This window comes from Paraflavitalea speifideaquila (assembly GCF_032395985.1).
GTDB lineage: Bacteria > Bacteroidota > Bacteroidia > Chitinophagales > Chitinophagaceae > Paraflavitalea > Paraflavitalea speifideaquila.
The window spans coordinates 1,950,470-1,963,364 of record NZ_CP135920.1 but is presented as its reverse complement, the minus strand read 5'-3'; the positions used below and the strand labels follow the sequence as shown (position 1 = coordinate 1,963,364).

At 50.0% G+C, this 12,895-nt stretch carries 15 protein-coding genes and 1 pseudogene; 13 read left to right on the top strand and 3 right to left on the bottom strand.

The window, feature by feature from the left end:
• Positions 1-57: 57 nt before the first annotated feature.
• Genes RS881_RS13570 through RS881_RS13560 form a run of 3 tightly spaced genes read right to left on the bottom strand, consistent with a single transcriptional unit; the run spans position 58 to position 2,310 of the window.
• The gene (locus tag RS881_RS13570) at positions 58-996 is read right to left on the bottom strand and encodes a TonB-dependent siderophore receptor (RefSeq protein WP_315824467.1); all 939 of its coding nucleotides are present in this window, start codon (positions 994-996) and stop codon (positions 58-60) included.
• Positions 978-2,183, bottom strand: a complete 1,206-nt coding sequence (locus RS881_RS13565; protein WP_315821569.1) for a carboxypeptidase-like regulatory domain-containing protein — start codon at positions 2,181-2,183, stop codon at positions 978-980. Before RS881_RS13565 ends, RS881_RS13570 begins: the two co-directional genes overlap by 19 nt.
• The gene (locus RS881_RS13560) at positions 2,152-2,310 is read right to left on the bottom strand and encodes a hypothetical protein (protein WP_315821568.1); all 159 of its coding nucleotides are present in this window, start codon (positions 2,308-2,310) and stop codon (positions 2,152-2,154) included. Before RS881_RS13560 ends, RS881_RS13565 begins: the two co-directional genes overlap by 32 nt.
• Before the next feature lie 410 nt (positions 2,311-2,720).
• Between RS881_RS13560 and RS881_RS13555 the strand changes: the two genes are divergently transcribed.
• The 13 genes and pseudogenes from RS881_RS13555 to RS881_RS13500 all read left to right on the top strand — a co-directional run bounded on the left by RS881_RS13555 (position 2,721) and on the right by RS881_RS13500 (position 12,892).
• Entirely contained in the window at positions 2,721-2,948 is a 228-nt protein-coding gene (locus RS881_RS13555; RefSeq protein WP_315821567.1) for an RNA polymerase sigma factor, read from the top strand.
• Positions 2,949-3,069: 121 nt separating this feature from the next.
• Entirely contained in the window at positions 3,070-3,312 is a 243-nt protein-coding gene (locus tag RS881_RS59410; protein ID WP_350340120.1) for a sigma factor-like helix-turn-helix DNA-binding protein, read from the top strand.
• A 239-nt stretch (positions 3,313-3,551) separates the two neighbouring features.
• Positions 3,552-3,878, top strand: a complete 327-nt coding sequence (locus tag RS881_RS13550) for a hypothetical protein (RefSeq protein WP_315821566.1) — start codon at positions 3,552-3,554, stop codon at positions 3,876-3,878.
• Positions 3,827-4,417, top strand: a complete 591-nt coding sequence (locus RS881_RS13545; RefSeq protein WP_315821565.1) for a FecR family protein — start codon at positions 3,827-3,829, stop codon at positions 4,415-4,417. The genes RS881_RS13550 and RS881_RS13545 overlap by 52 nt, the downstream gene beginning before the upstream one ends.
• 311 nt (positions 4,418-4,728) lie before the next feature.
• Complete coding sequence (locus RS881_RS13540; RefSeq protein ID WP_315821564.1) at positions 4,729-6,756, top strand: SusC/RagA family TonB-linked outer membrane protein; 2,028 nt, start codon at positions 4,729-4,731, stop codon at positions 6,754-6,756.
• Complete coding sequence (locus RS881_RS13535; protein ID WP_315821563.1) at positions 6,669-7,433, top strand: TonB-dependent receptor domain-containing protein; 765 nt, start codon at positions 6,669-6,671, stop codon at positions 7,431-7,433. Before RS881_RS13540 ends, RS881_RS13535 begins: the two co-directional genes overlap by 88 nt.
• The gene (locus RS881_RS13530; RefSeq protein ID WP_315821562.1) at positions 7,430-8,092 is read left to right on the top strand and encodes a hypothetical protein; all 663 of its coding nucleotides are present in this window, start codon (positions 7,430-7,432) and stop codon (positions 8,090-8,092) included. The genes RS881_RS13535 and RS881_RS13530 overlap by 4 nt, the downstream gene beginning before the upstream one ends.
• Positions 8,093-8,122: 30 nt before the next feature.
• Positions 8,123-9,718, top strand: coding sequence for a RagB/SusD family nutrient uptake outer membrane protein (locus RS881_RS13525; RefSeq protein WP_315821561.1), 1,596 nt, complete (start codon positions 8,123-8,125; stop codon positions 9,716-9,718).
• 69 nt (positions 9,719-9,787) lie between these two features.
• A complete protein-coding gene (locus tag RS881_RS13520) occupies positions 9,788-10,183 on the top strand; it encodes a hypothetical protein (protein WP_315821560.1) in 396 nt (131 codons plus the stop codon).
• Between the two features lie 80 nt (positions 10,184-10,263).
• Complete coding sequence (locus RS881_RS13515) at positions 10,264-10,623, top strand: DUF4380 domain-containing protein (protein ID WP_315821559.1); 360 nt, start codon at positions 10,264-10,266, stop codon at positions 10,621-10,623.
• Between the two features lie 118 nt (positions 10,624-10,741).
• Positions 10,742-10,951, top strand: a complete 210-nt coding sequence (locus RS881_RS13510; RefSeq protein ID WP_484557632.1) for a hypothetical protein — start codon at positions 10,742-10,744, stop codon at positions 10,949-10,951.
• A gap of 8 nt (positions 10,952-10,959) precedes the next feature.
• Positions 10,960-11,166: a hypothetical protein gene (locus RS881_RS13505; RefSeq protein WP_315824466.1), complete on the top strand. Its 207-nt coding sequence runs from the start codon at positions 10,960-10,962 to the stop codon at positions 11,164-11,166.
• Positions 11,142-12,892 (top strand): annotated as a pseudogene (locus RS881_RS13500) (BamB-related PQQ repeat family beta-propellar protein). The gene RS881_RS13505 and the pseudogene RS881_RS13500 overlap by 25 nt, the downstream one beginning before the upstream one ends.
• Positions 12,893-12,895: the final 3 nt, after the last annotated feature.

Sequence of the window (12,895 nt, the reverse complement as noted above, 5' to 3'; positions counted from 1 at the left end):
GCATTTGAGGGGCCAGCCGAAATGACCAATACTGCTGGTTGGTGATATTGTCCAACTTCAAGCCAAGCCGGTAAGATCGACTGTCGTAATACAGCGTGGCATCGAGTACGGTATAGGAAGGAATGGTAAACTTGAATGCAGCGGTGTTGGTCTGGAAGGAACTGCTGCCATAATTGCCCCCACACCGACACCCAATCCTTTCACTTTGCCACTAAGGAAGCGGTAGCTCAACCACCAATTGGCCAGGTGTTGAGGACCGGCGGTTGCGGGACGCAGTCCCTCCACCGTTTTATCGGAACGTTTGTACTTGCTGTCATTGTACGTATAGCCGGCCACGATATTGAGGCCTTTTACGGGATTGGCAATCACCTCGGCCTCGATACCTTTACTCGCCTGGGTTCCATCCTGCAGGCTGAAGCCGGGATGATCCAGGTCTTCGCGTGTCATGTTGGTCACATCGATGTTATAATAGCTAATGGTGCTGCTGAGGCGGTGGTTGAACATATCTACCTTAATACCTCCCTCCCATTGATTGGCCTGCTGTGGCTTGAAGCCAACACCACTGAAGTCCTGACCACCCAGGTTGTTGAAACCATTCATGTAGTTGCCGAAGAATGACAATTGACCGGGCAGCAGTTCATACACGATGCCCAATTTGGGAGAGAATGCGGTTTGTTCAAAGGCACCTACGGTAGAATCCTGGGCTGGATAATAGGTACCCTTGTCTACGTAACGGTCTGCGCGGATACTTAGCATTACATTCAACTGGGGCGTAATATTGAGCACGTTTGATACATAGGCGCTGTAGGTGAACTGGTTGGTACGGTATATGGAGAAAGGGGCTCTTGCTGCAGCAGAATCCACTTTATCGGCATTGAAGTTGTTGTACGCTGGGCCGGGACGTTTAAAGTTGATGGCAGGTAAAGTAACGGTTGGTGTATTGCGGTCGCTGCGTTGGTTATAAAAGTCGATACCGGCTACCATACGGTTACGCAGGCCACCGATGAAAAAGTCACCGATGATATTCTGCTGTATCTCCGTGCCGTTGTAGGGGAAGTTTTCTTTTGTGCACTTTGTTGCAGGGTGCTGTCGGTACGACCGATCAATTGGGTTACATATCCTTTTGTGGCAGAATAGGTACGGGTATAGTTGGTTTGCAGTTTCCAGGCAGGCGCCAGCTGGTAGTTGATCTGACCATAAAAGTTTACCTGGTTGGTCACATAATCCAGGGTGTTGCTGGTAAAGGAGCGTTTGTAGTCGATGCCCAGGTCTTCGATGTTGGTGACCTTTCCGGTACGTGCGGGCGCAAACCGGATGGGTGATGTGGCATTGAAGGCAGAAGCTTCTATGTCCAACAAGAAGGTCAGTTTGTCGGAAGCCTTGTAAACAAAGCTAGGCGCCAGCATCAGGTTACGGGTAAATCCGGCATCCTGAAAGCTCTGTTCGGTGTGTAAGGCGCCATTGATGCGCATCAGCACTGTTTTCTCTGTATTCAAGGGACTGTTGACATCAAAGGTGATGCGGTTGAGGTTGTAACTGCCGCCTGTATAGCTCAGTTCTATTTTCCTGTTTTCATTGGAACGTTTGGTAACGCGGTTGAACAAGCCGCCAAAGGATATCTGGCTACTGTTGAACAAAGTGCCGGAGGGGCCTTTCACGGCCTGCAGCACTTCGAGGTTGGCGGGGTCGATATTGGTGTACACGAAACCGGAAATACTATTGCGGATCAGGTTGGCGGTGGTAAACCCGCGGGATAACATGGCGCTGCGCCCCTGATTGTACACCACCGGCACACCAGCACCGGGCACGTTCTTGAAAACGCTGTTGTAATCAGTAACTAATTGTTCCGCCATCAATTCCTTGGGAACAATGGAATAAACCTGTGGATTCTCGATATTCCTGAGGGGCAGCCGGGCTACATCATCTGTCTCTTTCTTGTTGAACCTATTGTACCCGGCAGTGATGGTCACTTCCTGCATCTCTGCATTGGCGGCCAGCAGCCGGATCGACAGTTCTGTCATTACATCTGCACTTACCGTAACCTGCTGGGAAAAATTGGCATAACCAATGAAGGAAACGGTCAATTCGTAGCTACCCGGCTTTATGTTTTGCAGGCTGAAGGTACCATCCTCTTCAGAAACGGTTTCCCTTTTAAGCCCCTTTGAGCCGTATGGTAGCGCCATTGGCCGGCGTATTGACATCGGTGAAGATCTTTCCCCTGATGCCCCCATTACCAGCAGCAGGATTGGCTGCGGCAGGGAACCCTATTCCTGTCATCAGCAGCAGTAACATTGCGTATAACTTATTCATAACAGAGCCTTTAACCAGTTTTTAATACTGGCCCGCAAGATGGCCTAAGTTTCGTAAAACGTATTAACGCAACAGGAAAAATGGGTTACGGGATGCGGAAAAAGGCAGTTCTACAAAGCGAGGCCCCCTAAAGGGACCCAGCTATGGGGAAGGTTTTCTTTTTGTTCCAAGTATGACCAATCCGGGGATCGCACAGCAGGTGCAATCCAAACCGCCTTACTCCCAACTGCATTTGTGCGTCTCCGAAAGTCCGGAAACAAAGTACAAGTGATCACCTTTGTCTGCATCATGCCGTTATTGACCGGAATCGATTTCGTAGTGGTATGGTTGAGCTATTGGAGTGATGCTATGGTGATTTTTATTGTATTATCTCCCGGAGTTTTGGTACATTTAGGAACAGACGTTGCTTTTTGACGCCAACCATCAACGATACCGAAACTAACCTCTTGTCTTTACTAAGAGCAGGAGATGAGCAGGCTTTTACCCAGATATACAATTTGTATTGGGAAAAGCTATTCTTCATCGCTCATAAACGTTTACACGCTGTTGAAGACGCCAAAGAGATCGTTCAAAATGTATTTTTACACTTTGGCAGAAGCGGGCTCACCTGGAGATCGAGCATCTGTCATTTTATCTAGCTGCCATGACCCGGTATGCGGTGTACCGGCACCTGAGTAATGAAAAAGGAGGTCAGGGCTGCTCAGCGGGTTCCGCAGCCAGGAACAGCAGGCTGACTCTTTCGATATAGACAATAAGCAATTGCTGGACCTGCTGGTACGTTTTTCAGAAGACCTGCCAGACAATTACCGCCTTGTATTCCTACACCATAAATTGTTGGACGAGCCGCTGGAAACAGTGGCGAAGCAGTTGGGCGTTTCTCCCCGGACCGCCGAAAGATATGTTAGTAAAGTAATGAGTATCATGCGTCATCGTCTGCAAAAGTTAGGCTCTCCCTGTTTTCATTATTTTTTTTTAGATCTCTGCGTACGATTTACCGGCTGATGTCTCTTTATGTATATGGGCAGTAAAAATCTAACGGACAAGCAGCTCGGCCGGCTTGCGAAAAAATTCATATCGGGGACCGCTAGTGCGGAGGAAAGTGCCTTACTGCATGAATGGTATAATTCAGTAGATCCTGATCATACGGAAATAGTACAGGTTGACTCCCCACCAGCTCCCAGGAGATCGGTTCGGCAATATTTGCCAGTCTACAGGCAAAAATAGAACAGGAAAGAGGCAGGGTGCTGGAAATGCCCCACCGGTCCAACTCCTGGAAGTATGCAGCGGCGGCGGTCCTGGTACTGATTGCCGGCATATCTGTTTATCTGAACCTGAAGGTAAAGACCATAGATGAGCAGTTAGCAACTACGAACCTTTCGGTAACGGAGGTGGCTGCCCCACAGTCCACGCGCGCGGTAATCACGCTTACCAACGGGGACCGGTTGTACCTGGACAGTCTTACGGATGGCATCATTGCCTTTGAAGGAAATGCGCGTGTAGTAAAAAAGCTGATGGTGTGGTATACGAACCCACGCTTGATACGAAGATCATTCATTATAACGTGTTGACGGTTCCCCGTGGAAGCCGGGTGGTGAACCTCACGCTCTCGGATGGTAGCAAGATCTGGCTCAATGCGGAAAGCTCCATGCGTTACCCGGTTAATTTTACGGGTTCAACAAGAAGTGTAGAGATCACGGGCGAAGGCTATTTTGAAGTGAGCAAGGACCCTCAACGCCGGTTTTATGTGACCTCGCGCGGATTGACCACGGAAGTACTGGGCACGCATTTCAATGTAAATACTTATGCGGACGAACCGACGATGAAAGTAACGCTCCTGGAAGGAAGTGTTCATATTCGGTACGCTCGTGGTGGAGAAACGATGCTTCAACCCGGCGAGCAGGCCAGTGTAAGTGAATCCGCCTCCCTGGTGGTTAAAAAGGATATCGATACTCAGGCGGTCATTGCCTGGAAGAATGAAAACTTTATGATGAAAGGAACAGATATCGGTGCATTGGCCCGGCAAATGGCACGCTGGTATGATATCCAGGTAGTGTTTGAGGGCAAGGTACCCGATCGCAAATTCGGGGATCTATCAGCAGGAATGTGAACCTTTCCACGATGCTGAAAGCACTGGAGGAAAGTGGGATCGAAAGTGCGTTTGAAGAAGGGAAGGTCCTTATCAAGTGAATCCGGAATGGGCTAAAAAAGCCAGAAATGAAGCAACATTTCTGGCAGAACGTTTAGGCTATTCCAATAAATACGCAACTGCATTTATTTATCTAACCAAAACTTAGCGAAGTTATGCAATTTATGGCTTCCCCACCCCCTTTCCGGACGGGGTGTGTCCAAAATCGCGGTAATTCAGACGGGATATGTAGAAAACCGTCTTATACCCCACTTAAAAAAACATTTCTGGCAATGAAACTAACAGCTATTCTTCTGTTTTGCTTTGCCATGCAGGCCAGTTCAAAAGGCTTCTCGCAGAAGGTTCACCTGACTGTTAAAAATGTTCCGCTGGCGGAAGTATTTAAGGAGTTAAAAAAGCAAACAGGTTTTTCCTTCATGTGGGACGAGGAAACGATTCGTTTAAGCAAATCGGTTACTATCCGGGCTAAAGGAAAAGAGTTCCGGGATGTACTGAATGAACTGATGAAACATCAGCCTTTGTCTTATTCGATCATTGATAACATGGTGCTGGTAAAGATCCGCAGGGAGGAGGCGGAGATGGTTGCGCCGCAGCCTCCTGACAAACCGCGGGATACGGTGCAGGTCAGGGGACGTGTGCGGAACCAGGCTGGTGAAGCGCTTGCCGGGGTTACGGTAACGGTGAAAGGGAAAAGCACTGTTGTGCAATCGAACGATGACGGCACTTACGCTATTCCTGCAGGGCCAAACGATGTACTCATCTTCAGTTATACGGGCCTTGGCAGTAAGGAAGAGCGGATCGATCGCCGAACGCAGATCGATGTTTCGCTGCAAATTGCGGCCAATGACCTGAATGAGGTGATCGTGATCGGTTATGGATCGAGGAAGAAGAAAGACCTGGTGGGGGCCGTAGGAGTTGCCAACTCGAAGGATTTTGGGGATGTGGCTACGAGTAACGCTTCGCAATTGATACAGGGTAAAATGGCGGGTGTCCAGGTACTGGACAATGGAGGTAATCCCGGCTCGGGTACGAACATTGTGGTGCGCGGAACGGGCTCTTTCACGAATACGACCCCGTTGTATGTGATCGACGGTATCCAAAGTGATGCGAATGTTTTCAACTCGCTCAGTCCTTATGATATCCAGGACATCACGGTTCTGAAAGATGCGGCCTCTGTAGCTATATATGGGGCACAGGGGGCCAATGGCGTGGTGATGATCACTACCCGCCGTCCGAAAAACCGCAAGGCGCAGGTATCTTATGACGGTTATGTTGGTGCTACGCGCCCCTGGAAGAGCTTTGACCTGATGGATGCTGCACAATATGTTGGCATTGTGAAGGAATGGTTTGCCAATTCCGGCGCCACGATGCCGGGCAATCTGAACAGTCCTGATGTATTGGTTACGAGAACTGATTGGCAGGATGTGATGTTCAGGACGGGTAAGCTGCAGGAGCATCACCTGAATATAGGTGGTTCAACGGAAAACATGCATTACACGGTTTCGGCAGGATATACAAAACAATCGGGCCAGGTGGTGGGTTCTGATTTTCAGCGTATGAACCTCCGCGTGAACCTGGAAGAAAAGGCGGGTAAACGATTTAAGTTCGGTCAGCAGCTAAGCACGCGGTACCGTGTAAGCAGGGGTGTATCGGCCAGCCTGGTGAATGGGCTGAGGATGCCGCCTTATATCCCGGTATATGACGCATCGAACCTGCTTGGTGGTTTCGGTATCGCCACCAGTGCGAAAGATGCGAACGATAGTCAGAACCCGCTGGTGGCTACCACTTACCGGGATGTACGGAACCGCGGATTCAACAGTTACCTGCAATTATATGGGGAGGTACAGCTCATGGAGGACCTTAAATTCCGTTCGCAGATGGGGGTCACCTTCGACTTTACGCAAAGTTATAATTATAACCCAACGTATGCTGCCAACCAGTTGATCACTCAGAACGGCATTACAGAAGGTTATGGCTATAATCTGGGCTATATCTGGGAGAATTATTTCAATTATGATAAGACTTTTGGGCTGCATGGATTGAACCTGACGGCAGGTATGTCGTACAAGGATGAGGGCCTGCTGAGGGGCTCACGATCAACGGCAGCAATTTTCCCAATAATGAAATCCACCAGATCGGTGCGGCGAAGACTGCTGTTTTGGGCAGTGCTTACGCTAATTCAGGCTCGCGGTTCATTTCTTATTTTGGCCGTTTGGGTTATAGTTATAACGAGAAATATATCCTTTCCGGAACCATCCGGCGGGATGCCACTTCTCTGTTTGCCCGCGACTTCCGGGTAGGTTATTTCCCTTCAGCAGGTGTGGCCTGGCGATTGTCTGATGAAAAGTTCATGCATACGGTAAGCTGGATCTCGGAACTTAAGGTTCGTGGAAGCTGGGGTAAGACGGGCAACTCGAATATTGATGGATTTGCCTTCCAATCGAATGTATGGACGGGCTCGAACAATAGCATTGTGTATCCTCTTGGTCCCGGAGAAACGCTTTTTAATGGTACTACGATCGCGGTTCCCTTCTCACCGGCTTTGCAATGGGAAACGACTTATTCGACTGACATCGGTATCGATGCAGGGTTCTTCAAAAACAAACTTTCGGTGAGCATTGGTTATTATAACCGGGATAACAGGGACCTGCTGGTACGGGTTCCCTTACCTCCTTCCCGGGGTTATGGCGGTGTTTCGGGCGCTCCCAATTCGCAGGTGATCAATGCGGCCTCTGTTTATAACCGGGGTGTGGAAGTGACTGTTGGGTATGCGGACCGTAAGGAAGGCTTTTCATACGGTGTGAACCTGAATGCTGCCTATAATAAAAACGAGGTAGTATCGCTGGGTACGCAGGGCGCGATACCCATCGTTGAAGGGGCTTTCTATGATGTACCCAACTCTACGCGTACGGCGATCGGTTCGCAGATCGGGGCCTTTTATGGATTTGTGTATGACCATGTGGCGATCGATGAATGAATGATGTAGAGAAATACAATGAGATTGCCAGAAAGGCGACGGGCAATGGCAGCGCTGTTTACCAGGATGGGCTATTGCCTGGAGACCGTATCTATAAAGATGTCAATGGGGATGGTGTGGTAACGGATGATGACCAGACGATCATTGGCCATCCTATTCCCAAATGGAGTTATGGCGGCAATATTAACCTGGCTTATAAGAACATTGACCTGATGATCGGTATCCAGGGTCTTGCCGGTGTAGACTTAGTGAATGGGCTGAATTTTTACATGCAGGGATTTGCGCTTCCCTTCAATGGAAAAACTGATATTCTTAACCGTTGGCAGAAACCCGGCGATATTACTGACATTGCCCGGGTTGGTCAGAATGTACCCAGCAATGTACAGCGGATGTCTTCGTGGTATGTAGAGAACGGTTCCTATCTCCGGTTGCGCAACGTGACGCTGGGTTACACGTTCTCTCCTGCCAAACTGAAGGCCTTTACCAAAAATGCACTGACGAGTCTCCGGCTGTATGTTACGGGTCAGAACCTGTTGACGCTTACAAAGTATACGGGATTTGACCCTGAAGTGGGTGGAGGCATTTTCGACCGTGGTGTGGATACGGGTGGTTATCCGCATGCCCGCAGTTTCCTGGCAGGGGTACGGTTGTCTTTTTAAACATCTAAGCTCATTCAAAATAAATAAAGGATGAAAACGACATTCATTTTAATAGTATGTACGCTTCTGTTTGTATTCACGGGGTGCAGAAAAACCCTGCTGGATACCAAGAATGAGAATGCGTACGATGCGCTCACTTATTTCAAGACGAAGAAGGAGTTCAATGAAGCGATCATTGCTGGTTATGCGGTACTGAACCATGGCGGGATGATGTCGCGCGAATGGTACTTCAATTTCGACCTGATGGCCAATGATGCATCTCCGGCCTTTTCGCTGGTAGGTACTGAGCTGCAGCTTTCGAACTATAGTTTTACGAATGCGAATACAGACATTGTGATGATGTGGGCATCGCTGTACCGGATGATCTTCCGGGCCAACCTGGCGCTGGAAGTGATGAAGAAATGGACGCCTGCCACGGCTGGGGAAGCGGGTTTGAAAAAGCAGTATACTGCAGAGGCACACTGGCTTCGTGGTTTCGGTTATTTCTACCTGGTATCCTGCTGGGGCCGTGTACCGGTGAAACTGGATTTCGAAGCATCGCTCCGGAATTCGGAACCGCGTGTTGCGGTGGCTGAGGTATGGAAACTGGTGGAAGATGAGTTTTCTGCTGCTATACCTGACCTGCCTGTCAATTATTCATCGAGTGATCTTGGCCGTGCTACGAGGGGCGCAGGGATAGCTTATCTTGGAAAAGCGTACCTGGCTCAACACAAGTACGGTGCAGCAGCAGCTCAGTTTGAGCAACTGACGAAGGCGCCTTATGGTTATAGGCTGGATCCCAGTTTCGACAACCTGTATTCCGACAACAATATCAATTCTCCGGAAGTGGTGTTTGCGGTGAACCATGTGTTTACCACGGATAATACGACCTACTACATGTTTGAGGGCTGGGAAGGTGATGATGGAAAGACGGCGCATACGGGAAGGGCGCAGGAATATGGATTCAATGACTGGTATAACGTGGACCTTTCGGATGCGTTGGTGTCGGCCTTTACCTACGGTAATCCTTCGCTACCCGGCAATCCGGCCTACCTGGACCCGCGTGCACGGCTGACCTATTATGGCTCTGCAGGTTCGGGAGGTGATGAAGAAATCTGCGACCATTGTCCGGGTGGGCCCCTGGATTACACAGACCAGGAAATATGGCATGGTCTTCCTGCTCCGCTTCCGAACACCTGGCGAAAATATGAGCCTTACGAATTTCAACAATTTACGGAGGCTCCCCGGAGCGGCATCAACACGCATGTAGTACGTTATGCGGATGTAAAACTGATGCTGGCGGAATGTTATATCGAGCAGAATACGAAACTACCAGAAGCGCTGGGCCTGATCAATGATGTGCGGAACCGGCCATCTGTCATGGCCGCGAACTATTTCACGAGCCTGAACCAGGCCAATGCCCGTATTGCGCTTAGGCGTGAACGACAAATAGAACTGGCGGGTGAACAGAGCCGGTGGTTCGATCTCAGGAGATGGGGTATCGCCAAACAGACGCAGAATACAGAACGTCCACCAGGCAGTGGTCAACGTGCATTTGAAGACAAGCACCTGCTGCTTCCGATTCCACTGGGAGAAATACAAACGAACCAGGCATTGGCCGGTGATATTGCGAACGACTGGAATTAATCCTAAACAGGAACTATGCGACTTAATTGGTGGTTGGCAGGCTGCTGGATACTGATACCGGCGGTCTGCATGGCTCAGCAAGCTGTGCCTGTCAAGAAAAGCAATGGTTATGAGCTCAGCAGCCTGAAAGGTCAGGTAATGGGGATTGACCCGGAAAAAGGCGGCAGGATCACGTTGCTTAGTATTGATGGGAAAAACTTTCTCACTGATAGTTTGGTGAACAAGGATAACTGGGGATCTACTTTTTGGCCCAGTCCTCAAAGTGACTGGAACTGGCCACCACCGGCTGCCTGGGATAACCAACCCTATACAGTTCAATTGGAAGGTAACCGGATAAAAATGCAAGGTGGAGTGGATTCCAAATCAGGACTGGCTGTGACGAAGATATTTTCCGCGGATGTAACAAAAGGGTTTTATGAACTTGAATATGTGATCACCAACCAATCAGCCCTCGTTAAAAGGTAGCACCCTGGGAAGTAACCAGGGTGCACCCCAACGGCTTTTCTTTTTTTCCGATGGGTAAAGGCAATCTCCGCGGTGGACTGATGCCCCAGACAAAACTCGAGAACGGGATCTGCTGGTATACTTACGATCAGCAAAAGATACCTTCCACAGGAGATTCACAACTTTACACGGATGGCAGTGAAGGCTGGTTTGCCACCGTGAACGGAGATGTGATATTGATCAAAAAGTTTGGGGATATCGCAATTGAAGCAGCGGCTCCTCAAGAAGGAGAAGTGGAATTGTATGCCAATAAAGAGGTACCTCAAAAAAGTTATGTGGAGATCGAACACCAGGGCGCCTACACCGAACTGGCACCCGGACAATCGTTTTCCTGGACAATGCAATGGTATTTAAGAAAACTTCCACGCAGTATCAAGGCAGCCTCCGGCAACGGAAGCTGATCGATTATGTGCGTAAGGTGATCAACTAATTTACGCTAACCTTTTAAGATTGGGTTATATGAAGGTATTGAACGGATTATATAATCTACCTACGCTACCAACTTATGTTTTCCTTTTGGTGGCAGTACTTACCTGCACTTGCTGCAGGGATAAAGAAGACCGGTCGTGGGGCGCTTACAAGGCGGATGCTGCCAGTACGAGTTACTCGGCACACGACCAGATCAACCTGGAGAACGTGACGAAACTGCAGGTTGCCTGGACCTTTACCCGGATGATGCAGCAGAAGGATCCCGTTTCAATGGCAGCCAGTGTAATCCGATCATCGTAGATGGTGTGATGTATACGGCCTCTGCGCGGCACAGGATCTATGCGATCGATGGCAAGACGGGGCAACAGGTGTGGGGATTCGATCCTTTCGACGGCGGCCCCGGCGGGGGCCTTTCGTGGTGTGACTTATTGGGAAGACGAAGGGGAATAACAAGCGGATCCTTTTCACGGGCGGCGATGTATTGTTTGCCGTGGATGCCAGAACAGGCAAGTTGATCCCCGCCTTCGGGGACAGTGGCCGGGTGAGCATGAACGTGGGGATGCGGGATAATCCGAAACTGATCTCTATCAAACCCACTTCTCCCGGGATCATTTACAAGGACCTGATCATTATCGGGAATGAAGTATCGGAGCTGTATGGAGCGCAGCCCGGTTATGTAAGGGCTTACAACGTAATTACCGGGAAACTGGTCTGGACCTTCCATACGATCCCATTGCCCGGGGAAGTTGGATATGAAACATGGCCGAAGGATGCCTGGAAATATGCAGGCGGTGCGAATAGCTGGGGCGGTATGAGTGTGGATGCCAAAAGAGGGATGGTATTTCTGTCGACGGGTTCGCCTGCTTATGATTTTTATGGGGCAGACCGGGAAGGGAAAAACCTGTTCGGGAACTCTGTGGTGGCGCTGGAAGCCGCTACGGGCAAACATATCTGGCATTTTCAAACTGTTCACCACGATCTATGGGACTATGACCTGCCCGCGCCTCCCAACCTGATAACGGTAGAGCATGAAGGGAAAAGGGTCGATGCGGTGGCGCAAACGTCCAAAGTAGGTTTCCTGTATGTGTTCAACCGGGAAACGGGTGAGCCACTGTGGCCCATCGAGGAAAGGCCTGTGCCTGCTTCGGATGTGCCCGGCGAAAAAGCGTACGCTACTCAACCTTTTCCAACAAAACCCAAAGCCTATGCTCGCCAACTGCTGACGGAAAATGACCTTTCCGACTTTTCCCGGGAGGCGCACGACTCCCTGGTACAGTTGTTCCGGCGTTCCCGATACGATGGTCTGTTCACGCCTCCCTCGGTGAAAGGATCGATCAACTTTCCTGGTACGATCGGTGGATCGGAATGGGGCGGGGCTGCGGTGGATCCTTATACGGGTGTGATCTACCTGAAGTCGAACGAATCGCCCGAGATCGACCTGCTGGTCAAGATCGACAATTCCAAGCTGAATGGCGCCGCTGAAGAACGGGTGAATGGAAGGGAGGTGTACATGACTTACTGTGCCTCCTGCCATAAGGCTGACCGTACGGGTATTGAACCCCAGTTCCCTTCGCTGGTTGGGCTGAATAAGCGCATGACGGAGGAACAGGCGTTGCTGCGGGTGCGTGAAGGGGCCGGGAAGATGCCGCCCTTTAAACAGATCCTGAACGGGAAAGAGCAAGCGGTGATCGACTTCCTATTTGATAAGAAAAGAGACGGTTCTGTACTGAATGGTGAACACCTGCAAGAGATCCAGCAAAACCGTACTTCGATGGGGCAGGTGAAAGCAGACCCGACTGCGCATAAAGATACAAGTGTACTATACCTCAATACTCAGGCTTATTACCCGCTACGGGATATTGAAGGGCGGCCTTCTATCCAACCACCTTACGGTACGCTGAACGCCATTGACCTGAATACGGGTGAGTTTGTATGGACGGTTCCTGCTGGCAACCTGGCGGATCTGCAACAAAAGGGGCTCCTCCCACGGGTACCACCGGATCACCGGGCCCGATGGTAACGGGAGGAGGGCTGGTGATCCTGGGCGGGGGCCGGGATAAACAACTACAAGCCTACGATAAACGAACAGGCAGGTTGATCTGGGCGTTTACGCTGCCTGCCTACTCTTCCTCCTCCCCTTCTTCGTATATGGTAGCCGGTAAACAATATATCGCTGTTTCTGTAGGAGGCAATAAAGAACATCCTGCCGGGATGATCATGGCCTTTGCATTACCCAACTAAATC